The organism is Pectobacterium sp. HCp5_1, assembly GCF_032905925.1.
Classification (GTDB): domain Bacteria; phylum Pseudomonadota; class Gammaproteobacteria; order Enterobacterales; family Enterobacteriaceae; genus Pectobacterium; species Pectobacterium brasiliense_A.
Genome location: NZ_JAUMIO010000012.1, coordinates 91,412 through 115,342, shown reverse-complemented (window position 1 = coordinate 115,342; position 23,931 = coordinate 91,412). Strand labels below are relative to the sequence as shown.

Annotated in this window: 26 protein-coding genes; 19 read left to right on the top strand and 7 right to left on the bottom strand. The window is 48.7% G+C overall.

Annotated elements, in window-relative coordinates; translation table 11 throughout:
• Both Q3A88_RS10910 and Q3A88_RS10905 read left to right on the top strand, forming a co-directional pair.
• On the top strand, nt 1-95 hold a 95-nt coding region (locus Q3A88_RS10910), incomplete at its 5' end, for an IS1 family transposase (protein ID WP_317177888.1).
• A 17-nt stretch (nt 96-112) separates the two neighbouring features.
• The gene (locus Q3A88_RS10905; protein ID WP_317177887.1) at nt 113-502 is read left to right on the top strand and encodes a LysR substrate-binding domain-containing protein; all 390 of its coding nucleotides are present in this window, start codon (nt 113-115) and stop codon (nt 500-502) included.
• Nucleotides 503-542: 40 nt separating this feature from the next.
• On the opposite strand, the gene Q3A88_RS10900 is transcribed toward Q3A88_RS10905, so the two are convergent.
• Nucleotides 543-809: a DUF3811 domain-containing protein gene (locus tag Q3A88_RS10900; protein WP_039275018.1), complete on the bottom strand. Its 267-nt coding sequence runs from the start codon at nt 807-809 to the stop codon at nt 543-545.
• Between the two features lie 144 nt (nt 810-953).
• Here Q3A88_RS10900 and Q3A88_RS10895 point away from each other — a divergent pair, with 144 nt between their 5' ends.
• Together Q3A88_RS10895 and Q3A88_RS10890 are read left to right on the top strand one after the other, a co-directional pair.
• Entirely contained in the window at nt 954-1,289 is a 336-nt protein-coding gene (locus Q3A88_RS10895; RefSeq protein ID WP_317177886.1) for a nuclear transport factor 2 family protein, read from the top strand.
• Between the two features lie 455 nt (nt 1,290-1,744).
• The gene (locus tag Q3A88_RS10890) at nt 1,745-2,425 is read left to right on the top strand and encodes a biosynthetic peptidoglycan transglycosylase (RefSeq protein ID WP_317177885.1); all 681 of its coding nucleotides are present in this window, start codon (nt 1,745-1,747) and stop codon (nt 2,423-2,425) included.
• On the opposite strand, the gene Q3A88_RS10885 is transcribed toward Q3A88_RS10890, so the two are convergent.
• Nucleotides 2,333-3,121, bottom strand: coding sequence for a hypothetical protein (locus Q3A88_RS10885; RefSeq protein ID WP_146074751.1), 789 nt, complete (start codon nt 3,119-3,121; stop codon nt 2,333-2,335). The genes Q3A88_RS10890 and Q3A88_RS10885 overlap by 93 nt on opposite strands.
• A 281-nt stretch (nt 3,122-3,402) precedes the next feature.
• On the opposite strand from Q3A88_RS10885, the gene Q3A88_RS10880 reads away from it, so the two are divergent.
• A complete protein-coding gene (locus Q3A88_RS10880) occupies nt 3,403-3,690 on the top strand; it encodes a VF530 family DNA-binding protein (protein ID WP_014915398.1) in 288 nt (95 codons plus the stop codon).
• A gap of 5 nt (nt 3,691-3,695) precedes the next feature.
• Nucleotides 3,696-5,003, top strand: coding sequence for a glycoside hydrolase family 10 protein (locus Q3A88_RS10875; protein WP_317177884.1), 1,308 nt, complete (start codon nt 3,696-3,698; stop codon nt 5,001-5,003).
• A gap of 48 nt (nt 5,004-5,051) precedes the next feature.
• On the opposite strand, the gene Q3A88_RS10870 is transcribed toward Q3A88_RS10875, so the two are convergent.
• On the bottom strand, nt 5,052-5,279 hold the full coding sequence (locus Q3A88_RS10870) for a hypothetical protein (protein ID WP_014915396.1): 228 nt from the start codon (nt 5,277-5,279) through the stop codon (nt 5,052-5,054).
• 517 nt (nt 5,280-5,796) lie between these two features.
• Between Q3A88_RS10870 and Q3A88_RS10865 the strand changes: the two genes are divergently transcribed.
• The 3 genes from Q3A88_RS10865 to yddG all read left to right on the top strand — a co-directional run bounded on the left by Q3A88_RS10865 (nt 5,797) and on the right by yddG (nt 9,811).
• Nucleotides 5,797-7,182, top strand: coding sequence for a diaminobutyrate--2-oxoglutarate transaminase (locus tag Q3A88_RS10865; RefSeq protein WP_181393562.1), 1,386 nt, complete (start codon nt 5,797-5,799; stop codon nt 7,180-7,182).
• A gap of 9 nt (nt 7,183-7,191) precedes the next feature.
• Nucleotides 7,192-8,688: an aspartate aminotransferase family protein gene (locus Q3A88_RS10860; protein ID WP_317177883.1), complete on the top strand. Its 1,497-nt coding sequence runs from the start codon at nt 7,192-7,194 to the stop codon at nt 8,686-8,688.
• Nucleotides 8,689-8,899: 211 nt separating this feature from the next.
• Entirely contained in the window at nt 8,900-9,811 is a 912-nt protein-coding gene (gene yddG, locus Q3A88_RS10855) for an aromatic amino acid DMT transporter YddG (RefSeq protein ID WP_110162880.1), read from the top strand.
• A gap of 22 nt (nt 9,812-9,833) precedes the next feature.
• On the opposite strand, the gene pptA is transcribed toward yddG, so the two are convergent.
• The gene (gene pptA / locus Q3A88_RS10850; RefSeq protein ID WP_110162881.1) at nt 9,834-10,064 is read right to left on the bottom strand and encodes a tautomerase PptA; all 231 of its coding nucleotides are present in this window, start codon (nt 10,062-10,064) and stop codon (nt 9,834-9,836) included.
• A 239-nt stretch (nt 10,065-10,303) separates the two neighbouring features.
• Between pptA and Q3A88_RS10845 the strand changes: the two genes are divergently transcribed.
• The 10 genes from Q3A88_RS10845 (at nt 10,304) to Q3A88_RS10800 (ending at nt 20,199) form a co-directional block, all read left to right on the top strand.
• Nucleotides 10,304-11,221, top strand: coding sequence for a hypothetical protein (locus tag Q3A88_RS10845; RefSeq protein WP_233989329.1), 918 nt, complete (start codon nt 10,304-10,306; stop codon nt 11,219-11,221).
• A gap of 28 nt (nt 11,222-11,249) precedes the next feature.
• Nucleotides 11,250-13,088, top strand: coding sequence for a tyrosyl-tRNA deacylase (locus tag Q3A88_RS10840; protein ID WP_317177882.1), 1,839 nt, complete (start codon nt 11,250-11,252; stop codon nt 13,086-13,088).
• A 206-nt stretch (nt 13,089-13,294) separates the two neighbouring features.
• Complete coding sequence (locus Q3A88_RS10835; protein ID WP_317177881.1) at nt 13,295-14,071, top strand: MBL fold metallo-hydrolase; 777 nt, start codon at nt 13,295-13,297, stop codon at nt 14,069-14,071.
• A gap of 45 nt (nt 14,072-14,116) precedes the next feature.
• Nucleotides 14,117-15,079, top strand: a complete 963-nt coding sequence (locus Q3A88_RS10830; protein WP_277518323.1) for a GlxA family transcriptional regulator — start codon at nt 14,117-14,119, stop codon at nt 15,077-15,079.
• Between the two features lie 203 nt (nt 15,080-15,282).
• Nucleotides 15,283-16,137, top strand: a complete 855-nt coding sequence (locus Q3A88_RS10825) for a mannosyl-3-phosphoglycerate phosphatase-related protein (protein WP_317177880.1) — start codon at nt 15,283-15,285, stop codon at nt 16,135-16,137.
• A 1-nt stretch (nt 16,138) separates the two neighbouring features.
• A complete protein-coding gene (locus tag Q3A88_RS10820) occupies nt 16,139-17,356 on the top strand; it encodes a glycosyl transferase (RefSeq protein WP_039519513.1) in 1,218 nt (405 codons plus the stop codon).
• Between the two features lie 257 nt (nt 17,357-17,613).
• The gene (gene ydfG / locus Q3A88_RS10815) at nt 17,614-18,363 is read left to right on the top strand and encodes a bifunctional NADP-dependent 3-hydroxy acid dehydrogenase/3-hydroxypropionate dehydrogenase YdfG (RefSeq protein ID WP_014915384.1); all 750 of its coding nucleotides are present in this window, start codon (nt 17,614-17,616) and stop codon (nt 18,361-18,363) included.
• 287 nt (nt 18,364-18,650) lie between these two features.
• A complete protein-coding gene (locus Q3A88_RS10810) occupies nt 18,651-19,001 on the top strand; it encodes a DUF1283 family protein (RefSeq protein WP_014915381.1) in 351 nt (116 codons plus the stop codon).
• A 176-nt stretch (nt 19,002-19,177) separates the two neighbouring features.
• Nucleotides 19,178-19,795 (top strand): hypothetical protein, encoded by a 618-nt coding sequence (locus Q3A88_RS10805; protein ID WP_317177879.1) that lies wholly within the window; start codon nt 19,178-19,180, stop codon nt 19,793-19,795.
• 104 nt (nt 19,796-19,899) lie between these two features.
• Nucleotides 19,900-20,199, top strand: a complete 300-nt coding sequence (locus Q3A88_RS10800; RefSeq protein ID WP_233989319.1) for a DUF1161 domain-containing protein — start codon at nt 19,900-19,902, stop codon at nt 20,197-20,199.
• 60 nt (nt 20,200-20,259) lie between these two features.
• Here Q3A88_RS10800 and Q3A88_RS10795 read toward each other — a convergent pair whose 3' ends face one another.
• The 3 genes from Q3A88_RS10795 to Q3A88_RS10785 all read right to left on the bottom strand — a co-directional run bounded on the left by Q3A88_RS10795 (nt 20,260) and on the right by Q3A88_RS10785 (nt 23,866).
• Nucleotides 20,260-21,747, bottom strand: coding sequence for an MDR family MFS transporter (locus tag Q3A88_RS10795; protein WP_233989317.1), 1,488 nt, complete (start codon nt 21,745-21,747; stop codon nt 20,260-20,262).
• A gap of 102 nt (nt 21,748-21,849) precedes the next feature.
• Nucleotides 21,850-22,515 carry a dethiobiotin synthase gene (gene bioD, locus Q3A88_RS10790; RefSeq protein WP_233989315.1) on the bottom strand — a complete coding sequence of 222 codons (666 nt, stop codon included), beginning with the start codon at nt 22,513-22,515 and terminating at the stop codon, nt 21,850-21,852.
• Between the two features lie 133 nt (nt 22,516-22,648).
• The gene (locus Q3A88_RS10785) at nt 22,649-23,866 is read right to left on the bottom strand and encodes an ROK family transcriptional regulator (protein ID WP_039511393.1); all 1,218 of its coding nucleotides are present in this window, start codon (nt 23,864-23,866) and stop codon (nt 22,649-22,651) included.
• Between the last annotated feature and the right edge of the window lie 65 nt (nt 23,867-23,931).

Here is a 23,931-nt window from a genome sequence, read left to right as displayed (position 1 = left end):
GACTGAATCGTAAAACTATCGGGTACTCAAAATCAGTGGAAATGCATGACAAGATAATCGGCACATTCATCGAACGTGAACATTATCTGCAATGACCTGATCTACATATTGAATACGTGACCAGATTTTTCACGAGACGTACTTTGCGGATGGCATCAATGCGGACAGTTTGCAAAAAGCGCCGCTCCTGATATTTAACAATAAGGACAGATTACAGTCCTTATTTATAGCATCGCTGGTTCCGGCAACGATTGAACCGCCGCAGCAATTCGTTCCTTCAACGGCAGCTTTTGTCGGTGCCATTCTCAGAGGGCTAGGGTGGGGGATGATCCCAGAGCATATGGCATCATCTCATATGGAAAAAGGCGAATTAGTGCCGTTTCAAGCCGGAAATCCTATCGATATTCGTCTGTACTGGCACCGTTGGAATATCCGTTCTGCATCGCTGGAAGCGTTAAGCCAGAGCGTGCGAGCTGCTGCTGTTCGGCATCTCTTTCGGTAATGGTGTCAAGCCTGGGACACCGCGACCATTGACGTAAATGCTAACGGCGGCCCCGTAGGTTTGTACTGGCTGACCATTCATATGTTGCTGAGGAATCAGGTTTAAACTTGTTTTTCTTCTTCTCAGCCTTTACCTGTTTTGCTACGGTTTCACGTTCCTTCATCAGCTTATCTATGTAATCATCTTTAATATGATTACTCTCAGAATTGGTCAGCGTACGGCCCTGTTTTTTTCGTGCCTGATCGAGTAACGTCTTAAGCTGACGTTGTTCACTTTCGGTCATGTCTTTCTGAGTCAATCTTTGCATGGGAATGAACCTGATAAGCGGGCTGGAAAGTACATTGTAGAGGAAAATGCTCCGAGGCCTAGATAAATCGTACCTTCCTGATTTCTTGATAACTAGCACACAATTTATTCAGGCACAGTAGAAAACACATAGTGGGGAGAAACCATGTCACCAGAATCGGCTGTAGCGGCACAGTTTAAGGCTTATAACGAACATGATATCGATGCATTCGTGTCATGTTTTGCACCTGATTTTAAAGCGTACCGTATGCCAGCAGAAACGCCGTCGATGGTAGGAAAAGAGGCGCTGAGAGAGTTTTACGTGAATAACCGATTCAACAACCCAAAACTGAGAGCGGAATTGGTATCTCGTACCGTGTTAGGCAATAAGGTATTTGACCATGAATTGATACATGGGCTTGCGGCAGAACCTATAGAAAGTGTTGCCGTCTTTGAGGTAGATAACGAGCTTATTAATACAGCTTGGTTTTTCTTTTCTTAGTTTTTTGATGCCGGGAAGTGTTTTACGGGTGCGGGGATTTGCTCAGTTGAACGGCCAGTTCCCGCGAATGCCTCTTTTGGTTCGCATAATGTATATTATGTTAAATAGCCTGCTACGACAAACAACTTCATATCTCACGAGCCCTTTCTAACAAATCAATATGACGAGCTCACGCTTTATCGCTGGTTTTAAAGCTTTTTTTCAATAACATCTTTGAGTGCACGGCACTCCAGACTCAGATCGGCAAACATCTGTTTCAGCCGCCGGTTTAAGTGAATGGTTCGGTTTACCTGGATACTTACACCACTGGCTATAGCAGTTTTGGTACGGGGCATGCTGAATTAATTTACTGCCCCCTTGAATGATCACCTTAATTAAGGCTAAACTGATAAAATAAAATTTGGTTTCAGTCGTCTTATACGCTCTGTTACTCCGGTACGAAAAAACAACTCAAAGTGCCAGCTAATAATCATATGTCGCATTTTTTAAGTTTAAAAAAATTAGTCATTTCATTAAAAAGAGCAAAAAACGCCCTTCACGATTATCTTGTTAAGATAAACGATGATTTGTACGAAATCGAAAGTAAATTCAATAACTATTGGTGGGTTTCAGATGATTACACTGACCTACATTTTCATGTAATAGCAATAGAAGATAGGCGTTTTTTCTATCACTATGGCGTTGATATTATATCGATAGTGAAAAATTTAATAAAAATGGCTACTTTTAGAGACCATGGAGGAGCCAGTACAATAGAGATGCAACTAGTAAGAACAATAACAAAATATAAAGATAGAACTTTATCTAGGAAAATTAAAGAAATACTTCTAGCTATAGCTATCAATAGAAGATATTCAAAGTTACGTATATTAAATTGCTATCTTAATTATGCTTATTTTGGAGCCTATATGAATGGTGTTCACGAGTCAATGAGCTACATGTTTCATAAATATAATGTTGCAGATCTAACAATATTTGAAAGTTCCATGTTAGCAGCTATGCTTCAACAACCAAGACCTAAAAACCCATCAGTAAAAAGAGATTTACTCCTTATAAATAGAGCGGTTCACACTCAAAGAAGATCGATTAAAATTAAAGAGTCTTTTTACAAGAGTAAGATTACTAGCGATTGGTAAGTTATATTGAGTGAGAGGTTCTGTTTTATCTAGTGTCTTATCCCATGATGCATCAGCCATCTCCGATATAACTCTAGAATAAAATGACGATTTATTACCAATTTGATGAATTGATTTTTTTATTTCAAAAATAACAACTGGTTCCACATCTTTCTTCTCAGTGTTCTTAACAAATAAATTATGTATTCTTACAAATTCATTATGTATGTCAGACTCGATTTCGGTGGAAAGGTCTACAATGTCATACATGTTGAGTGAACTATATATTGAATGAATTTTACTGTTCCATTCTGATACAGACTTCCGATAGTGCTCTCTCGTAGAATCACTCACTCCGCCAGACGAGATTCCTTCACAATAAATTTTAACTGCATATAATCGATAATTAACTAAATCACTTAAATCCTTTGCTATTGTTTTTATAAATGAAGCTCTCTTGTCCAATCGATCTAGCTTTAATTTGTTTTTAGCCAATTTATTCTGAAATGCATAGGTGACTCCAGCAGTAATTACAACTGTAAAAAACCACCACGATATATTTAGATTGGTTACCTTTACTTCTTCCACTTTATTGAAGGTGCTAAATTCATGTTCATTTGAAATGAAAAAATATTTATATATAAAAAACAAAGAAAATATGAAAAATGAAATCATTAAATAATATTTTATTATCTTTTTTTTATTTAATATTTTCACCGCTATCCCCCTCATTTAGTACTATTGCGTGCTTGTTTAAACAACGTTTTTGATAATCCTAATTCCATCGCTTTCAAAAGTATCAGTCCTGACCTGTAACGAAAAGGATTCCATACTGATTTTCCTCCTCAAGGGCAGAACGGTCAACTCCTCCTGTTCCTCACATGAAGGAATCCCGTTTTATTTGTACCAAGATTGCCGCTCGCCCCGCTTTCTTGTAACCTTCTCCCTTGCTACAAGCCTAATCCTGAACACAAAAACCTGAAACTACTGGACGTTACATGACAGCTCATACTTCTAAAGATCCTTTGCATGGCGTCACGCTTGAAATGCAAGTCAATGCACTGGTTGCCCGTTTTGGCTGGGCTGAGTTGGGTAAACGGATCAACATCAATTGCTTTAAAAGCGATCCAAGCGTTAAATCCAGTTTAAAGTTTCTGCGTCGGACTCCCTGGGCGCGTGCCGAAGTTGAAGCACTCTACCTTGATTCTCTGGACGGTTCCGCTCCCGTAAAACCAGATGATAGCGCTGTTGATCCCTGGGCTAATAGTCGCAGAAATAAGAGCTAACCAACGTGAAAAAGCCAGTCGTATTGATTGCCGCTGCGCTTCTACTTGTCAGTTGCGCGTCTAAACCACCGAGTTCGCTTGTCACCCCCCTTCCTCCGGTTAAACAGCCGCTTCCGGCGAAATCTCAGCAGAATAAGGAACCCATGCGCGGTGTTTGGCTGGCGACCGTTTCCCGCTTGGATTGGCCGCCGGTAGCATCCGTCAATGCCAGCAGCCCTGCGCTCCGTATTACTCAGCAGCAGGAAGCGCTGACAGGCAAGCTGGATAAATTGAAAAGCCTCGGTATCAATACCGTATTTTTTCAGGTTAAGCCTGATGGTACCGCGCTCTGGCCTTCTAAGATATTGCCCTGGTCAGATATGCTAACGGGCAAGATTGGTGAAGATCCGGGCTACGATCCGCTACAGTTCATGCTGGATGAAGCGCACAAGCGCGGTATGAAAGTCCATGCCTGGTTTAATCCCTATCGCGTCTCCGTTAACACTAAGCCGTCAACTGTGGCGGAGCTAAATCGCACCTTGTCGCAAAATCCGGCTAGCGTATTTGTATTGCACCGTGACTGGATCCGCACGGCAGGCGATCGCTTTGTGCTCGACCCGGGCATTCCGGAGGCACGAAGCTGGATCACCAGTATCGTGGCTGAAGTCGTTGCGAGTTACCCTATTGATGGTGTGCAGTTCGATGATTACTTCTATGCCGAATCATCCGGCTCGATGCTTAACGATAGTGAAACCTTTAAAAAACAGGGTCAGGGATTTGGCTCAAAGGCAGACTGGCGGCGGCACAATACGCAGCTGTTGATTGAGCAAGTGTCGCGCACGATCAAGCAGTTGAAACCCGAGGTTGAATTTGGCGTCAGCCCGGCAGGTGTATGGCGCAACCGATCACACGATGCGGCAGGTTCCGACACGCGAGGCGCGGCCGCCTACGATGAAGCTTATGCCGATACCCGCCTGTGGGTGCAACAAGGGCTACTGGATTACATTGCCCCGCAGATCTACTGGCCTTTCGCACGTGACGCGGCGCGTTATGATGTCTTGGCAAAATGGTGGGCGGATGTGGTGAAGCCCACAAACACACGCCTCTATATTGGCGTTGCGCTGTATAAAGTAGGTGAACCTTCAAAGAATGAGCCTGACTGGACGATAAATGGCGGCGTGCCGGAACTGAAAAAACAGCTCGACTTGAACGAGTCTATGCCGCAAATCAACGGGACGATTCTGTTCAGAGAGAACTATCTCAATCAACCACAGACCCAGGAAGCGGTTAATTACCTCAGAAGCCGCTGGGCAGTTAGCGCTATACGAAAATAAGCCCGCATAAGGCCTGATAACAGACTTAGCGGGCTTTCTTTTTAATTCTTAAATTTCAAAAACCTTACCGCCTACTGGCACGCCTTGCCCACTCTTGTAATTTCCCCGAACAACGTCTTCTGGGCGGAGATTATTAAATTGTGCATAGTTCGCCACCGCATCCTGCGTAAAACGCCCTGATTCGTCGTGGCTGACATGCGCGCTGCTCTGCTTACGGTAGTACGTGATAGTAATGGTTTTTGGATTACTCATCTGTTGAGTCATATAAATAGCCATCTTTCCTCCGTCATCCGTCTCTGATCGTTAATGTCGATAAATACCACAGGAATCGTTCAGCCCGCTGTGGCATGTTCGATAATAAAATGCGATATGGGCACTCACCAGCGATGGAACGGCATATGACTTTTTACCTGCGCCGCTAAAACTTAATGCAATATTATGATAAATAAGTATTTTGTTTGATTTTTATGAATAGAAAATGGTCTTGGCATAGGGTATTTGACGAGAGGTTTGCTGTGTGATTATCCATCTTCCTGTTCGTTTTTCTCCCAGTGGCAGGAGGATTTTTTTGCTTATTTAATAAGCATGTAAAAGAGCCATGGCATCATGATTCGTAGAAACACAGTCAACCAGTTGATTTTTATGTGAAAAAATAAAAGTTTCGAAACGAAATAAATCATTGAGTCGGTGACTGAAAAAACCTATATTGGCCGCGTTTTTCTTATAGTCGTTATGTGTTTTAATTCATTTATTCAACTGTGGTTGCCTGTGAGCTCACGGTTGTAGGAGAGATATGATGACGGATAAAGTCCGTATTGACAGTTTAGGTGCGAATTCATTAAACGGAAACAATGAAACCTATTTGGCAAGACAAGCTGAATTTGAATCGAACGTGAGGAGTTATCCACGCAAATTGCCTCTGGCAATTGCGAAAGCCGAAGGCGTGTGGATCACCGATGTTGAGAATAATCAATATCTTGATTGTCTGGCCGGGGCGGGAACGCTGGCGCTTGGACATAACCATCCTGACGTGCTGCAAAGCATCCAACGTGTCATTACTAGCGGCTTGCCGTTACATACCCTTGATCTGACAACGCCGTTGAAAGATCAGTTCTCCGAGTATCTGCTTTCCTTACTGCCTGACCAGGGCAAAGAGTACTGCCTCCAGTTTACGGGTCCTTCTGGTGCCGATGCTGTTGAAGCTGCGCTGAAACTGGCAAAAAAATACACCGGTCGTGCTGGTGTGATCAGCTTCTCCGGTGGCTACCACGGCATGACGCATGGCGCGCTGTCGGTAACGGGTAACCTGTCACCGAAAGAAGCGGTCGACGGCATGATGCCTGAAGTCCAGTTTATGCCTTATCCGCATCAGTACCGCTGCCCGCTGGGTATTGGCGGTGAAGCTGGCGTTAAAGCATTGACCTACTACTTTGAAAACCTGATCAACGACGTTGAGAGTGGCGTACGCAAACCTGCGGCGGTCATTCTGGAAGCCGTTCAGGGCGAAGGCGGCGTTAACCCGGCACCTGTCGAGTGGCTGCAACGCATCCGTAAAGTAACGCAGGAACACGGTATTCTGCTGATCATCGACGAAGTTCAGGCTGGTTTTGCTCGTACGGGTAAATTCTTTGCCTTTGAACACGCTGGCATTGAGCCAGATATCATCGTGATGTCTAAAGCAGTAGGTGGCGGCTTGCCATTAGCTGTACTGGGTATCAAGAAGCAGTTCGATGCTTGGTCACCGGGCCACCATACCGGTACCTTCCGTGGTAACCAACTGGCGATGGCAACCGGCCTGACGACGTTGAAGCACCTCAAAGACAATCAGGTTGCAAACAAAGTTGCTGAGCAAGGTGAATGGCTGAAAGCCAAACTGGCTGAACTGCAAAAACGTTATCCGGTGATCGGCCACATTCGCGGTCTGGGATTAATGATCGGGATTGAGATTGTTAAGCCTGACGAAGCGCAGGATCACATGGGTTGCTACCCGGCTGACGGCGAGCTGTCTGCCCTGTTGCAGAAAAAATGCTTTGAAACGGGCTTGATTCTGGAGCGCGGTGGCCGTCATGGTTGCGTTCTGCGTCTGCTGCCTTCCCTGCTGATCAGCAATGCTGAATTGGAAATCTTCCTGGATAAATTTGAAAACGCCCTGCTGTCTGCTGGCGTGAAGCCAGTCTGAGTGGAGCGAATGACCACGATGTCCAAGCAAGTTGAAACAGAACTAAACCCGATTTTGGCCTCTTCTGCACAAAGTATCGAAGCCTATCAGGAAGCGATTACGCAGAGTAGCCAAGCCGTTATGCAGTGGCTGCAACAGCCTGAAATGTATCAGGGCAAAACCGTTGCTGAACTGCGTGAACGCATCACGCTGGATTTTAATCCACAAGGCCTGGGTAACCAGGTCGCTATCGAGCGTGCGATTGAGTACTTTTTGAAAGACAGCCTGTCGGTGCATCACCCACAGTGTGTCGCTCACCTGCACTGCCCGAGTCTGGTAGTCAGTCAGGCGGCGGAAGTCTTGATTAACGCCACGAACCAGAGCATGGACTCCTGGGATCAAAGCCCGTCAGCCACCATCATCGAGATGAAGCTGATTGAATGGCTGCGTACTCAGGTCGGTTACCAGTCTGGCGATGCGGGTGTGTTCACCAGTGGTGGCACCCAGAGTAACCTGATGGGGCTGATGCTGGCGCGTGATGCCTTCTTTGCCCGTCAGGGACATTCGATCCAGCAAGATGGGTTGGTGGGTAACCTGAAGAAAATTAAAGTGTTCTGTTCTGAAAATGCCCATTTCTCGGTGCAAAAGAACATGGCTTTACTGGGTCTAGGTTATCAATGCGTTACGTTGGTGAAAACCGATCGCTTCGCGCGGATGGATCTGAACGATTTAGCAGAGAAAGTGGCGCAGGCCAAGGCTAACGGCGAACAGATTCTGGCGATTGTGGCGACGGCCGGTACCACTGACGCGGGTGCGATTGATCCTTTACGGGCGATTGCAACACTGGCGGCAGAGCATCAGATTTGGGTACACGTTGATGCAGCCTGGGGCGGCGCACTGCTGCTGTCCGAGAAGTATCGCGATTATCTGGACGGCATTGAATTGGTGGATTCCATTACGTTGGATTTCCACAAACAATTCTTCCAGACCATCAGCTGCGGCGCTTTCTTGTTGAAAGAAGCGCGTCACTATGAGCTGATGCGTTATCAGGCGGCTTACCTGAACTCTGAGTTCGATGAAGCACAGGGCGTCCCTAATCTGGTGTCGAAATCATTGCAGACGACGCGTCGTTTTGATGCGCTGAAACTGTGGATGGGTCTGGAAGCATTGGGCCAACAGCAGTATGCGGCGATCATCGATCACGGCGTTACGCTGGCGCAACAGGTTGCACAGTATGTGGATGAACATGCTTCGCTGGAATTGGTAATGCAGCCACAGCTGGCAAGCGTTCTGTTCCGTTTCTGCCCGCAACAGCTGGCGACAGCGGATGACGCGACTATCGCATTGCTTAATCAACGCATTGGCGATGCATTGCTGGAATCAGGTCGTGCCAACGTAGGTGTCACCGAATTTAACGGTGTTACCTGCCTGAAACTGACGTTGCTGAACCCAACGGTCAGCCTGGACGATGTCAAAGTTCTGCTGGATCTGGTTGAAAGCACGGCACAGCCTCTGCTGACCGCGTAATTCCTCTGCTTTACTGCATCGTGAAAAGCCGATAACAATAATAGGTTATCGGCTTTTTTTATAATGAATTTCCTCGTTCACAATGCATGATTAACGGTTGAATCCGCACTGCATCATGCTTCATCATATCGGGCTTTCTGGCCGTATTATTTCTCGGGCGCGCTGATGCCGTGGCTACGGAATAAATAGAAATTCTGGGATAGATGAATAAATGACATCACAAAGAGCAACGCTAATAGGGTTAATCGCGGTCGTGCTGTGGAGCGCGATTGTCGGGCTGATTCGGAGCGTGAGTGAAGGGTTCGGCGCCGTCGGCGGCGCGGCGATGATCTATACGTTAAGCTCAGTGATGCTATTAATGACGGTGGGTTTTCCTAAGATAAAAACCTTCCCGGTACCCTACCTCATCACCGGCAGTATTCTGTTTGTCTGCTATGAACTGTGTCTCTCCCTCTCTCTTGGCTATGCCAACAACAGCACACAGGCAATAGAAGTCGGCATGGTTAATTACCTCTGGCCGAGCCTGACGATCCTTTTATCCGTATTGGTTAATCGGCAAAAAACCAGTCTGGTTATTATCCCCGGCATGTTGCTTGCCATCACGGGGATTGTCTGGGTATTAGGTGGTGATGAAGGGTTATCCCTGAGCAGTATTATGAATAACCTCTATAGCAATCCATTAAGTTATGGGCTGGCTTTTGGCGGTGCGATTATCTGGGCAATTTATTGCGCGGTGACAAAGAAAATCGCTAACGGCGCGAACGGTATTACCCTCTTTTTTATCCTGACGGCATTAACGCTGTGGGTGAAATATCTGCTCGCTCCTCAACCTGAATTTATTATCAGCACGCCCGTTATCATCAGTTTACTTCTCGCCGCTGGCGCGATGGGGTTTGGTTACGCGGCGTGGAATATCGGTATTCTGCACGGTAATGTCACCGTTCTGGCGACCGCGTCTTATTTCATTCCCGTCATTTCCGCTGCACTTGCGGCATTTATTCTCAACTCGACGTTAACCATGGCCTTCTGGCAAGGTGCGGCAATGGTTAGTCTGGGATCGCTGCTGTGTTGGTGGTCAACCCGCTCCGCTACATTGAAAAGCGTCTCGGAGCAGGTCAATTAATGCGCCAGGATGCGGGGGAGAATTAATACGAATATCCCGGCTTTTTCGGCAACGTGTCCAACTGTGGTTTGATGAACGGGTCGTAAACGTCATCTTTCCAGCGCTCCGGCTGGATTTCGTTTAACGCGACAGAAAGCGACTCGTCGGAAGAACCGAAATGCTTCTTCAGGACTGCAGCAAGATCTTCCGCGACGGCTTTCTTCTCTTCTTCAGACAGATCCCTTGGGAAGTGTTTGACATCGATATGGGGCATGGAACGGTCCTTTTCATTGATGAAACAGCACGTTGGTTAAGCTAGCCAGTTAGTTAAGATAGCTAGTGTGCATGAAGACAGTATGTCGCACAAATAACATCATGTTCTCAGATATTACCTCCGCGTGTATGACATTCGCCAAACGGCTAAATGCCGTATAGGCAGCAATGTGCCCTATTGTTACCGTAGCCCGTAGAATGACGGCCCCTCACGGGTAACATTAATAGGGAGAATCCAACATGCGGCACTTGAATTATCTCTGGGTTGCTTTTCTCACCATATTTTTTGCTACATCCCTTTCTCTGTCAGCAGCAACTCAAACGCTGACGCCATCCGAAATTGAAGCATTCAATGCGCAGATTACTAACGCGCAGCGTATTGATGCAACCCTCTCCATCAAAGGACAGTGCTACAGCGATAAAGATGCTGATCTTGAGGCGAATAGTCATCGGTTAGAAGAAACGGCTGGTGAACTGCATCGTCAGGAACAGCAACTGGTTGCTGAGTTGACGAGTGCGGAATCTGAAGTTAAGGCGTTTTCAGAGGCGTTAGATAAGGAATTAGAGCAAAAGAATTACTTAGAACAACGCATGTGGCATGTCAAAAATGAGATCAGGAAAAAAGAGAGTGAGCTTGATTCTTGCAAAAGACCAACTGGCTCCTTTTTTGACGACATTTTGAGCCCCTTTACTTATATCGGATGTGAGCTTTACGCCGAGATTTCTGGCCTGAACAGTGATCTAAGAAATCTGGATAACGAAAGACAGCAACTCGACATAAAAGTTAGATCGTCCAGAGAATATTTACAGAATGCCTTCGACAAAAAAAGTCAGGCTGAAACACGGTTAAAGGAAAGCCTGACGAAGTCTGAGCAAAACAGCGCTGATATTGCGACAGTCGAAAACAAGATCGGTGTGATTAAGGCATCACTGGCCGAGATCAGAAAGCTCAAACAGGATAACGCCATCCTACTCGCCAGGTTTACCGACTCTATTGCGGAACTTAACGGTCTCGACCCGGCCTCAGACCGGCGGTTTATTGTGAATCGCCTGCGCCAAGAATCTGAATCGTTGAATGTTTTACTGCTTAAGTCTCAAGAATTGCTCGACATAAACGGCCTGCAACTTCCGGGTGGCGAGCGTATCTGCACAAACTAACCTTTTTGCTGAATCTGAGGAGAGAAACATGGCTGCTGAAAATAAAATTATCAGTATCGAGTTCGATGTCAATAAACGTATTGATGCCCAAGTCGAGGAAATTCTGGACAGTAACAACGTGGCGTTGCCTGATGTTAACCATCCTCTGGTTGAGGATTACATCAGGAGGATTGAGGGCACCTATGACGTTTCCCGATCCAAGGAAGACACCGATAACGCCATCGATTTGCTTTATATCGCCTACAACACAACGCCCCAGGAAGAAGGAAAGATCAGGGTTGAGATTGATAAGTTGATGAGTCGCCTGATTGCGGCTCAGCAGGAAAGCGAACAGAAAATGCGCGACGCGTCGACGGATGCTGAACGGATTCTCAAATTATTACGCTCCCTGTTCGGTGACTGGGCGGAGGCCCGTGACAGCAATAATCTTCAGGACCTGCAAGATTTCATTGGCGAGGATTTAGTGGATCTGGCCAAAGAAATCAAGAAACGGGCTGAGCGGGTCAGTGCCGATTTAACAAAGATCGCGAATACCTACGATAGCATTATTGACGATACCACCAAGACGACACAGCAGGGAGAGCTGGCGCTATCTGCACGTTTGAAAAATAAGGAAAAGATAGAAAAAGAAATTGCTGAGAACAACGCACAACGCGAAAAACTGGACAGTCTGGTACAAGACCTGCAAAACGATATCGCCAAGTATGAAAAAATGGCGAACGAATATAAATCGCAAGCAGAAACGGCTGAGGATCGCGCTTTTATCATGTCTATCGTGAGCGTCGGCGCACAGATGATTTCATCCATGGTTCCGGCAATTACCGCTGGCATCACAGGGGTTGCAACGGGAGGCGCATCGCTGGTTGCCGCCTCAGTCAACTCTACGGCACGGCAGTTGATCAATGCGGAAACGGCGACAGAAGAGAACGACACAACAGCGAAGGCAATAGAAACTAAGGGAAAAATTGCTGACAAACGTACCGAAAAAACGACCGCTGAGCGTGAAAAAGCTGAGCTGGAGAAGAAGAATCAGGAGCTGACGGCCGAAAAGGAAAAAATTGAAGAGGACGCACAGATCGATGCAGACGCGAAAGCGGTGCAGCTGGAATCTCTCGATAATAGAATCAAAGACAACAGTGCAGAAATCAAAGAAAAGGTCAGCAAGATTTCGGCGGCAGAAACCGCGCTGAAAGCCTTAAATGCCGCGCTGGAATCCCTTGGCGATAACATGGGAAAAATGGCAGAGAAACAAGAAAAACAGGCGACGGGTCTCCGCGACATGCAGATGAAAATGCTGGAAAAGGTCGAGGCTTATGAAAAAGAGAAACGTACCCAAGCTGCGGAATTGGTAAAAATCAACGCCCTGCTAAAGGGACAACGAACCGAAGAAGAAACCATTCAACTGGCGATCCAGTCTCTGGGCCTGAGCCTCAAAGCGCTGAAGCGGATGCGTGAAATTATTGTCGAAATCTCTTTTTTCTTCAAAACGTTTGCGAATTTCATGCAGAGCGTCGTAGAAAGTTCGACCGAGCAGTCAGACCTGCTCCAGAAAGCGCTCGATCGGAATCAGCCGACGAAAAGTTTCACTAAGCGCATCAAACGGAACACAAATGATTTCTTCATCACTCAAACGGCTGAATGGCAGGCCGTTGGCATCGTGTCAGCCAAGTTTGTTGATAACTTTAAAGACGGTTGGAGCAAGCTGAATAAATTGAGCGGCACGTACCTGACTGGTGATGAACTGAAATCCTATCTCAGTACCTCGGCAAGCCAGATCGAGGATATCGCCTTCAAACGTAAGCAGGCCGCATCGGCCAAATTGGAAGAACTAAACCGGTATCGCGATCGCATACAGTCGAAAGCGTAAATCAACCGAGTGGTTACCCTTATTCCTGCCTTATTCTGAGGCAGGAATTTCAGCTAGTTGATGATAAACAATCCACTTGAGACAAATTGGCCTAAACTCATCGAAGTGTGTCATTCAGGCCACTGTTAGCGATCTGCCAGATTCTTATACTGCTCCTGTTTGGCGCGTAACAGCGCTACCAGTTAACCGAATATGGGAGCAATAAGATGAAAATAACGCAGATTCGCAATGCGACATTACGACTGGAATTTGGTGGAAAAACGTTTCTTATTGATCCGATGTTGGCACCAAAGGCGACCTATCCCGGCTTCCCGGGAACGGCAAATGCACATCTGCGTAATCCACTGGTCGATCTTCCTCTGCCTATGGCGGCAATTCTGGATGTTGATGCCGTGATTGTGACGCATACGCACCTCGACCATTGGGATGATGCAGCCATCGACGCTATCCCAAAAACGATGCCGATCTTCAGCCAAAATACGCAGGATGCTGACATCATTCGGCAAGCAGGGTTTACCTCCGTATGTGTATTGGGTGAGCAGACGGAATACGACGGCATAACGCTGATCAAAACATCCGGCCAACATGGTTCTGATGAAACCTATGCTAATCCACAGATGGCGGAACGACTGGGTGATGTCTGCGGGGTTGTCTTTCGACATGCTCATGAAAAATCGTTTTATCTAGCGGGCGATACCGTCTGGAATCAGCATGTTATTGCTGCACTGACGCACCACACTCCCGATGTGGTGGCGCTGAATATCGGCAATGCGGTTATTCCCGGCTTCGGTTCTATTATCATGGGAAAAGAAGATGTACGACGTGTGCATCAGCTTGTACCCAATGCAGCGATAGTCGCAACGCATATGGAAGCGGTGAACCATTGCCTTCTGAGTCGTGCTGAACTGCGTGACTATTTGCACGAAGAAAAGCTTCAGTCCGTCGCGCACGTACCGAACGATGGTGAAAGCGTACAATTCTGAACTGGGTAATAACCAGAACCTATTGATGATTTAATGAGGGCTATTATGGCTGTGCTAACCGTTGCGGTGGTTGTCTCCGAGAATTTTAGCCCGTTTCATTTATCCATACCGAGCATGGTTTTCAGCGACATGCTCTATGAAGAAAAACAATTTGAGCTCTTTTTCTGTGCAGAAAAACCAGGCATGGTGGCATCAGAACACGGATTTTCTATCAACGTTGAACACGGATTTTCCGCGTTGGAAAAAGCCGACCTTATCGTAGTCCCGCACTGGAGCCATCCAGAAACGCGCCCTTCTGCACCGCTTCTGGATGCGTTACGCATTGCCGAAGCTCGCAAAGCACAGATCGCAGGATTATGCTTGGGGACTTATGTTCTGGCTTATGCCGGGTTGCTCGATGGCCGCCGCGCCTCGACACATTGGGCGTTTGAGCAGGATTTTATCGCCCGCTTTCTTCATGTACAGTTGGATACCAACGCGCTCTATGTCGAAGATGAACATCTGATTACGTCTGCGGGCACGGTAGCGGCAATAGACTGCTGCCTTTATCTGGTGCGTCAACATTGCGGCAGCGCTATCGCTAACCGTGCCGCCCGCCGTCTGGTGATCCCGCCTTACCGTGAAGGTGGGCAGGCTCAGTTTATTGAACATCCGGTGCCGGAAAATACGCGGGATAGTAAAATCAATCAGTTGCTGGACTATCTGCGCAGCCATCTCAGTTCGCCCCACTCTTTGGATGCGCTGGCAAGCCGTGTGCAGATGAGTCGCAGGACATTTACCCGACATTTCTTCCGAGCCACGGGCATGACGGTTAGCGACTGGTTAACGGCGGAACGGCTCCATCATAGCCAGGCATTGCTGGAATCGACCTCCCACTCCATCGAAGCGATTGCGGATAATGTGGGTTTTCAGTCAGTAGTAACCTTTCGACAGCAGTTCAAACAGCGTTTTAGCGTTAGCCCGACCGACTGGCGTAAAACGTTTCAGGATAAAAGCAGCGTCCGTTGATGCTCATCAGCCTGCCGAAAAATAGCCAGATCATTATATTATTGGTGAAGATACAGATTGCCTCCTACCCTTAAAGTGTGATTATGCTCACAGTCATCAATACCACGAATACAACACCTCACTGACAAACACGCGCCCTTTCTGACTAACGTTAATCATTCATCGTTACTCTCTGTTTATCCACGATAAAACATGGAGAACCCATGCAAACGCGTAATACGAAGCTGATTATTTTCAGCGATCTCGACGGATCGTTGCTCGATCATGAGACTTATCGGTGGGATGCCGCGCAACCTTGGCTGACGCGGCTGGCGAATGAAGGAATTCCACTGATTATCACCACCAGTAAAACGGCGGCTGAAGTTGAGCCCTTACGGCGGGCGCTCGGGCTGGAACCGTATCCCTATATTGCGGAAAACGGCGCCATTGCCGTGCTGCCGACGACATGGCAATCACATCCTGATTATCCAAGGAAGAGGATTGGTGCAGGGTATTCCATTATCCGCACTCAGTTGGAATCGCTACGCGCATCCGGTTTCCGTTTCAAAGGCTTTGGCGATATGAACAGTACGGAAATAGCAGAGATGACGGGATTAGCCGCGCAAGACGCCCAGCGGGCGCAACAGCGAGAAGCCACTGAACCGCTGCTATGGCTGGATGAGCAAAATGCCCTACTGCGTTTTTGCCAGTTATTGGCAGAGGCGGGTCTGGCTCTGACTCAAGGTGGTCGCTTTTATCACGTTATGAGTGCCCAAACGAGTAAGGGATTCATGGCTAACTGGATAAAAACACAGTATGTCGAGAAATACGGTACTGACGTCAAAACGCTTGGGCTGGGCGATGGTCCGAACGATATATCTCTGTTATGCGCGGTGGACTACGCCGTATTAATTAAAGGAAAGGTAAATCAAATAGTTAACCTGCCTGAATCGTACAGCGGCGAGCAATATTGCACGCAGAATTCAGGGCCCCAAGGCTGGAGTGAAGGACTGGATCATTTTATCGGCAACGAGTATTTCTCGGCACGATATAGCCACAAGAGAGTATGGGGAGCATAGGATGAGCGAATTTTATCAAGATGGCATCATTACCAATTTTCACAATCTCACTCAGAGAAGCACGGAAGAGCTGGAGTCTGAACTTCAGGTATTTTCCGGGCAAAACAGTATGGGACTGATTCTGCCATCGCTGTACTCTGAGCTGGAAGGTCCCGCGCTGAGCCACATTGTCGATCAACTGTCTCAGGTGTCTTACCTTGGCGAAATTGTGATTGGGTTGGATCGCGCCGATCGGGAACAGTTTCTTTACGCCCGAAAATTCTTCTCTCGCCTGCCGCATCGACATCGCATTCTGTGGAACGATGGCCCGCGCCTGAAAGCGCTCAGCGACGAACTGGCAGAAAAGTCACTGGCACCGGAGGAACCCGGCAAGGGCCGGAATGTCTGGTTTTGTGTCGGCTACACGCTGGCATCGCGTCGTTCTGATTGTGTCGCGCTACATGATTGTGACATTGTCACCTATGACCGTGCAATGCTGGCTCGCCTACTCTATCCCGTGGCGAATCCGCACTTTAATTACGACTTCTGCAAAGGCTATTACGCCCGTGTTGCAGAGGGAAAACTGAATGGCCGTGTGGGGCGTCTGCTGGTCTATCCGTTACTGAAATCGCTGCAAAAGGTCTACGGCAATTCCGACTATCTGGATTACATGCGCAGTTACCGCTATCCGCTTTCCGGCGAGTTTGCGATGCGCACCACCATTCTGAACAACCTGCGTATTCCTGGCGATTGGGGACTGGAAATTGGCGTGTTGTCAGAAATTTATCGCGGAACCGCCACCCGCCGCATTTGTCAGGTGGATATCGCCGATCGCTACGACCATAAACATCAGCCGATGTCTGAAGACGATCCTAACGCGGGATTGCAGCGCATGGCGGCGGACATCACAAAAGCGCTGTATCGCAAGCTGGCGATTCTCGGTGTGAATATCACCACGGACTCTTTTCGCGTCCTGCGGGCAACCTACTATCGCACCGCGCTTGATATGATCGACGCTTTCGAGCATGACGCACGTATGAACGGCCTGAGTTTCGACCGTCATAAAGAGGAGTCGGCGGTGGAGTTATTTTCTGATGTCATCACCTTTGCTGGTCATGCCTATAGCGATGTCCTGGGTGATAAACCGTTTGTGCCGAGCTGGAACCGCGTGCAGTCTGCGTTTCCCGATATCCTTGAGCGGTTGTATGCGGCAGTAGAAGCCGACAATCAGGAAACGTGATGCCTTCTGCTATGTACCTGCGACTATTCCGTAACAAGAACTGGATTTAATCCTTCGTCATACCCACCTTGCCGCACCGCCGTGGCCGACATTCGCCTCTCGTTCTGAGGGGCGATTATTCATGAACCGTATCGTTGAAACCGGAGTAACGCTTGACCCACGGGGAATTGCGCGGCTAAATGATCGTATGCCTTTCATTATTTATATTGATATCAGGCACAAGCAACATATGAAAACGGTCAGGGAGAAATAAGAGCATGATTATTTTTGTTACCGGTGCAACGGCTGGGTTTGGTGAGTCAATTACGCGTAAATTCATTAGTGCAGGCCATAAAGTGATCGCGACCGGCCGCCGTCAGGAACGACTGGATGCGCTAAAGGCGGAACTGGGCGATGCGCTGTATCCGTTAAAACTGGATGTGCGTGACCGTCAGGCGATTGAACAAGCTGTTGCTGCCCTGCCAGCCGAATGGCGGACAATTGATGTGCTGGTGAACAACGCCGGACTGGCGCTGGGGCTGGAACCTGCGCATAAAGCATCGGTAGACGATTGGGAAAACATGATCGATACCAACAACAAAGGGCTGGTGTTCATGACGCGCGCGCTGCTGCCCGCCATGGTTGAACGTAATATCGGTCACGTCATCAATATCGGTTCTACCGCAGGAAACTGGCCATATGCTGGCGGTAACGTGTACGGTGCCAGCAAAGCGTTCGTGCAGCAGTTTAGCCTGGGATTACGTGCCGATCTGTCTGGTACCCGAATCCGTGTGACGAATATCGAACCGGGTCTGGTCGGTGGAACTGAGTTCTCGGCCGTGCGTTTCAAAGGTAACGATGACAAAGTCAGTAAAACCTATGACAACACGACGCCGCTGACCGCCGAAGATGTATCCGAAGCCGTTTTCTGGGTCGCCACCCTGCCGGCACACGTCAATATCAATACGCTGGAAATGATGCCAGTCAGCCAGTCTTTTGCTGGGTTAAGCGTACACCGCGAAGGCTAATCATTACTGAGACACAAGAATTAAGGGCATGAACATGGTTTCATGCCCTTTTCTATCGCGTCACACACCAGAGTTTGCCAGATACTGCGTGGTTCCAGATACTGAGTGGTTATAGTGCCGTTGAAGCGAAGGATGTATACTTCTCGTTATAGGTAATCTTCCTTTTGCACAACGCGCGGAGGTTACAGGGAACGGCGGTCGTCTTTTGTTGTCTATCGCTTGCCGTGCGCTTTATCGTTCTGCGGCACCGGCGTTTGTTTTTATCATTCGTTCTGTCAAGGTGAAACATGAACCACTACTCTTTTTCTTCTCTGATTCGGGCTCTCATCCCGCTTTCTTTGGTTATCGTTTCCGCTGCCTGGCAGCCTGCCGCACTGGCAGATACGCGCCACATCATTGTTGATTCCGGCGACAGCGCGTTGTCGAAAGAAGCGGCGCGTCAAAGCAAAGAGCAATGGGATTCAACCCGTTCGCTGCGTAATAAAGTGAATAACCGCGTTGAGAAAGAATTCGATAAAACGGAAAAAGCGATTGATGGGCGTGAAAAATGCAACGCCAGCTATAACGTCAATGCTTACTGGGAAAGCACGACAGAACGCTGTCTCGACCGCCGCAGTGGCCGCCCCGTTACTCCCTGATTTTTCACCCACGCCTTCTGGCGTGGGTTTCCTCTTTTCTCTTCGTAGTACAGCAAAATGTTACAGCAAAAAAATAGTGCAGCACATTAGCCTGCGCCCGAAGGTGCCATCACCGTTAAACTCAACGATTATCGCTCGTACCAACACGCATTTTTATCCAAATGGAGTGCATCAGGATGAATATGGATCTCGTGCAGTTACTTTCACGCCCTTTTCACATCAAACTGTGGGGCGTGTTTATCATGTGTCTCTTGGTCAGTTCGTGTGCAAGCACCTATCCGAAGACGGATAACATCACAGCTATCACCAATAACAATGGGACGCTTATCGCTGAGTCTGCTACCTACATTTATAAATTCTCCGACGCCCGCGCGCAAAAAGAGTATCAGGACTATTACGCGTTTTATCGTGATTACAAAGACATCATCACTGGCGTGAGGGTCGATTTCTCTCTCCGTAATGGTCAGGTCTATGCGAAGTATAAAAACGTGATTGATACTCGCCGATTGACCAAAGAGCAGGAAGTTGATTTACGCGAACTCTTCGCGGCGAACATTCCCACGACAAATGGGAAAGGTGAAGTCACCTTTAGCGCAAATGGCACATTCAGTAAGAAAGAAGGTTCACTGGTCAGCTCGACAACACAGGGACGCCTGCCGCAGCCTATTCCAGTAGTCATCAACAGCAGTGATAACTCCGGCAAAGAGGTGCTGCTTGCTCCCCTCATGATTCCTGCCGTTGTTCTTTTCCCGCTATTTATGATGTATGGCTGCGCTACCGGGCCCTGCGTTTAACTTTCTCCGGGCCATCATTGATGGCCTGAATCCGCGGCTTTTTCGCGTTATCGTCATCGTTTGATATACTCAAAGAGACTTTTTTCAGAGAAAAGGATCAAAAGATGAAAAAAACCGTCATTTTTGGTGCCGCGTTGTTCCTGGTTGCTCCGCTGGCTGCACAGGCATCTTGCGAGAGCGTGAAAGCGGATATTGCCCAGAAAATCATCGCCAATGGTGTACCAGAATCCGGTTTTACGCTGGATGTTGTCCCGAACGATCAGGTGAATCAGGCCGGTGGTCAGGTGGTTGGTCACTGCGAGAGTGATACTCACAAGATTGTTTACACCCGCCATGCTGAAGGCGACACCAATACGGAAAGTGCGCCAGCGCCAGCAGAAGGTCAACCGACGACCACACCGTAACCTTCCTCTGGATGTTCAACATAAATGTTCGAAAGGCGCTTTCGCGCCTTTTCTTTTGTCTTATTTTTGTCTGGTTTCAACCTGCCCTGGTCGCTGGCTCGCGGGGATCATTCTGGCGGAAAGCAGCGTGATAGCCGCGATGAGTGCAGAAACGATAAATACACCGTGGATAGATGAGGCAACTTGCGATGCCAGCGTATCAAGCTGGTTTACGCTCAGCAGGATACGCTTGGCCGGATCCATAAGCGTCTGGAGTGGATCGCTCACGTCCGGCAACCGCCAATGCAGACTGATGTTCAGCGTCGCGCCAAGGATTGCCGTTCCCAGTGCGGAACCCAGCATGCGGGTAAACATGGCAGAGGCCGTTGCAATGCCGCGGATGGAGTAGTCCACCGAGTTTTGTATCGATACCAGAAACGTGGTGCTACTTAGCCCCATTCCTGAACCGATCAAAAATGCCGCGAGCCGCGCCCACATCAGGTTGCTGTCCGGTTGAACCGTTAACAATGTCAGACTGCCGATAATCAGCACAATACCGCCGAGCATTGCCGTAAACCGGTAAGACGTCCACAGCATTAAGCGCCCGCTCAGCGTGCTGGCCAACGGCCAGCCAATCGACATCATCGCCAGTATACTGCCGGCTTCCAGCGGCGTTTTACCCATAACGCCCTGGATAAACGTTGGCAAAAAGGCACTCACGCCCATCATGGCGGCCCCGACGACCAACCCACCGAGATTACCGGCGATAATGACCCGATTGCGCCACAGCGCCAGTGGAAACAGCGGCTCCGGCGTGCGCTTTTCTTGTCGAATCAGCAGAATGCAGCCCACGGCGGAGATCGCAAGCAGCGGGATCACCCAGTAGCCAAACACCTCAGCCTGTAGCAGCGCCATCAGCAAACTGGCGACGGACACAATCAGATAGAACGCCCCCATCCAGTCCAGTTGATGCTGGCGCACAGTATTCATCGTCGGCAGATAACGCGCCAGCAGGAAGATGGAGAACAGCCCAATCGGCACGTTGACCCAGAAAACCAGCGCCCAGTTGAAGTGTTGCACGATAAACGCACCCAGCAGCGGGCCGATAATCGCGGAAAAGCCCCATACGCTGGACAAATAGCCCTGTATTTTCGGGCGCTCGGTTGAGCTATACACATCTGCAACAATGGTGAAGGCAATCGGCGTAATCGCGCCCGCGCCCAGCCCTTGCAAGGTACGGAAGACGATCAGCCAGCCCATCTGCGTCGAAAATCCGCATAGAATCGACCCCAGCAGGAACACGATCATGCCGAAGAAGAATATCTTTTTGCGGCCATACAGATCGGCCAATCGGCCATAAATTGGAATACTGATCGACTGCGTCAGCAAATAACCCGCAAAGACCCAGCCCAATAGGGAAAACCCGCCTAAGTCGGCGATGATGGTCGGCAGCGCGGTGGCGACAATCGTCACTTCAATCGCGGCCGTGAACATCGCCAACATACAGGCAATTAAAATCCAATGGCGATGTGGGACAGGTGTTTGCTGCGGGTTATTCTCTGTTTTCATTATATTTTCAGGATAAGAAGAAAAACTGCCTGTGAGTATAACAGGTGGCGTGGCGGAGAAAATTTATTCCCGCAGAGAAGCGGGAATAGAAGAGGAAAGAAATTAGTAACTGACGGCAGAAAGATCGATATAAGACGAGAGATCCCGCTGTTCGGCGCGTGGCAAGTAAGGCAGTTCACCCAACTGTGGTGCCGGAATTTTTTTCCGCAGAACGTGAATGATTTCTGCGTAATTCGCCAGTCCGGGGTTAATACGGTTAGCGACCCACCCGACCAGCGGTAAACCATCGTTGATGATCGCCTGTGCAGTCAGCAGCGCATGGCTGATGCAGCCCAGTTTGATGCCAACAACCAGCACGACAGGCAGTTGTTCCTGCACCACCCATTCGGAATACGGACGCAGATCGTTCATGACGGTCCGCCATCCGCCTGTCCCTTCAACCACCACGATATCCGCCGTCTCGCCTATGTGGCGCAGGCCTTGCGTCATCGCGCAGTAATCAATGGTTCCTTCACTGGCGCTGATTTCATCTTCCCGCAGTGCGATAGGGTTAACCATGTTATAGGGCAATTCGAGCGTCGAGGCCGCCTGTAGCAACAGTGCATCTTTATTACGCAGACCCGCTTCCGTCTCTTCGCACCCTTTTGCTATCGGTTTGTAGCCCGCAACCGATTTGCCTGCCAGCGCCAGTTTTTGCAGTAGCGCCTTGGATACCACCGTTTTGCCAACGGCGGTATCAGTACCAGTGACAAAAATACGTTTCAACATGGGATAACTCCAGACCACCTGAATACCAAAAAACAAGCACAGCCAAAATGCTTTCCAAGCGTGAAAGTCTAGGCTATGCCTCATTCAGGCAGTTTGCGTTAGCGCAATGTTTTGTTGCTCTACGCCTTTATGGTTATCCCTGTAGCAGTTTAACCAGCAGCGATCCGTTATAGAGTGCGTCTTTTACCAGTGCCGCTCCGGGCATCGTGCCCTGATTGTAGAACTGGGTCGCTTCCACCTGAATGTTGTGGCTATAGGGCGGGAATGATTGCTGTTGAATACAGCCTAAAATGGCGGGGTGTAAAATGCTGGCCGCTTTATTCAGAGGGGAGCCCACCAGAATTTTATCGGGATTAAAGAGATTCACCATGATGGCGACTATGCGGCCTACGTTATGGCCGACATCGTTAATGATATCTTTGGCTAACTGATCGCCTTTGAGCGCCGCATCACACAGGTTCTCAACGCTAAGCGGCGAACCGTGCAGAAGTGAACTCATGGAGGTATTCATGCGCTGTTGCGCCAGCTCCAGCATATTTTCCGTGCTGGCGACGGTTTCCAGACAGCCGTGATTGCCGCAATAGCAACGTTTGCCATAAGGATCGACCTGCGTGTGCCCGATTTCGACCAGATTTCGACTCCCGGCGTGCAGGATACGGCCACCAGTAATCACGCCCGCGCCGACGTTATGGTCGATCACCACCTGAATCACATTTTGGCAATCGCGCGATGCGCCGTATAGCGCTTCTGCCATCGTCCAGGCGCAGATATCGTGCTGCAAATACACGGGCAACCCCGTGCGTTGTTCCAGCGCGGGGCCAATCGCCATTTCCTCAACGTCATAAAACGGCATCCGGTGAATGATGCCCTTGCTGGCATCAATCATGCCCGGCGCGGTAATGGCGATTGCCGTTAGTCGCTCCAGCCGCTTCTGATGACGAATAAAAAACTGGTCAATTTCATTCAGAATACGCTCAAGCAGCGGCTGCGATGACGTAGCGGGAAGTGGGATTTCCTCTTCCACAACCAGCTTGCTGCTGAGATCGCGCAGCGCCAATAACAGGGTATTGTGGCTGATACGTGCGGAAAGATAGTGCCAGGCTTCGGTATCCAGAATCAGGCCGATTGCGGGACGCCCTCTGCTGCCCACATCCTGGTATTCGGTTTCCTGTACCAGATGGGCTTCCAGCAGTTCGCGGACAATTTTGGTAATACTGGCGGGCGCGAGCTGAGCGCGTTTGGACAGTTCGATACGTGATATCGGGCCGTACTTATCGATCAACCGATACACCGCACCGGCATTCATTTGTTTGATTTGATCGATGTGTCCTGGTTGACCGTCGGATATCACAAACCTGGCTCCTACTGATTCGCATTATTGCTGGCACTGCTGTTGAAAAATTTATCTTTATTATT

What these genes read in the sequence shown, in the direction of transcription:
- Q3A88_RS10845 (WP_233989329.1), top strand. Translation starts at nt 10,304, where the DNA reads ATGCGGCACTTGAATTATCTCTGGGTTGCTTTTCTCACCATATTTTTT.
- Q3A88_RS10870 (WP_014915396.1), bottom strand. Translation starts at nt 5,279, where the DNA reads ATGGCTATTTATATGACTCAACAGATGAGTAATCCAAAAACCATTACT.
- pptA (WP_110162881.1), bottom strand. Translation starts at nt 10,064, where the DNA reads ATGCCCCATATCGATGTCAAACACTTCCCAAGGGATCTGTCTGAAGAA.
- bioD (WP_233989315.1), bottom strand. Translation starts at nt 22,515, where the DNA reads ATGTTGAAACGTATTTTTGTCACTGGTACTGATACCGCCGTTGGCAAA.
- Q3A88_RS10825 (WP_317177880.1), top strand. Translation starts at nt 15,283, where the DNA reads ATGCAAACGCGTAATACGAAGCTGATTATTTTCAGCGATCTCGACGGA.
- Q3A88_RS10795 (WP_233989317.1), bottom strand. Translation starts at nt 21,747, where the DNA reads ATGAAAACAGAGAATAACCCGCAGCAAACACCTGTCCCACATCGCCAT.
- Q3A88_RS10805 (WP_317177879.1), top strand. Translation starts at nt 19,178, where the DNA reads ATGAATATGGATCTCGTGCAGTTACTTTCACGCCCTTTTCACATCAAA.
- Q3A88_RS10840 (WP_317177882.1), top strand. Translation starts at nt 11,250, where the DNA reads ATGGCTGCTGAAAATAAAATTATCAGTATCGAGTTCGATGTCAATAAA.
- Q3A88_RS10900 (WP_039275018.1), bottom strand. Translation starts at nt 809, where the DNA reads ATGCAAAGATTGACTCAGAAAGACATGACCGAAAGTGAACAACGTCAG.
- Q3A88_RS10880 (WP_014915398.1), top strand. Translation starts at nt 3,403, where the DNA reads ATGACAGCTCATACTTCTAAAGATCCTTTGCATGGCGTCACGCTTGAA.
- Q3A88_RS10810 (WP_014915381.1), top strand. Translation starts at nt 18,651, where the DNA reads ATGAACCACTACTCTTTTTCTTCTCTGATTCGGGCTCTCATCCCGCTT.
- Q3A88_RS10865 (WP_181393562.1), top strand. Translation starts at nt 5,797, where the DNA reads ATGATGACGGATAAAGTCCGTATTGACAGTTTAGGTGCGAATTCATTA.
- Q3A88_RS10820 (WP_039519513.1), top strand. Translation starts at nt 16,139, where the DNA reads ATGAGCGAATTTTATCAAGATGGCATCATTACCAATTTTCACAATCTC.
- Q3A88_RS10830 (WP_277518323.1), top strand. Translation starts at nt 14,117, where the DNA reads ATGGCTGTGCTAACCGTTGCGGTGGTTGTCTCCGAGAATTTTAGCCCG.
- yddG (WP_110162880.1), top strand. Translation starts at nt 8,900, where the DNA reads ATGACATCACAAAGAGCAACGCTAATAGGGTTAATCGCGGTCGTGCTG.
- Q3A88_RS10835 (WP_317177881.1), top strand. Translation starts at nt 13,295, where the DNA reads ATGAAAATAACGCAGATTCGCAATGCGACATTACGACTGGAATTTGGT.
- Q3A88_RS10800 (WP_233989319.1), top strand. Translation starts at nt 19,900, where the DNA reads ATGAAAAAAACCGTCATTTTTGGTGCCGCGTTGTTCCTGGTTGCTCCG.
- ydfG (WP_014915384.1), top strand. Translation starts at nt 17,614, where the DNA reads ATGATTATTTTTGTTACCGGTGCAACGGCTGGGTTTGGTGAGTCAATT.
- Q3A88_RS10860 (WP_317177883.1), top strand. Translation starts at nt 7,192, where the DNA reads ATGACCACGATGTCCAAGCAAGTTGAAACAGAACTAAACCCGATTTTG.
- Q3A88_RS10895 (WP_317177886.1), top strand. Translation starts at nt 954, where the DNA reads ATGTCACCAGAATCGGCTGTAGCGGCACAGTTTAAGGCTTATAACGAA.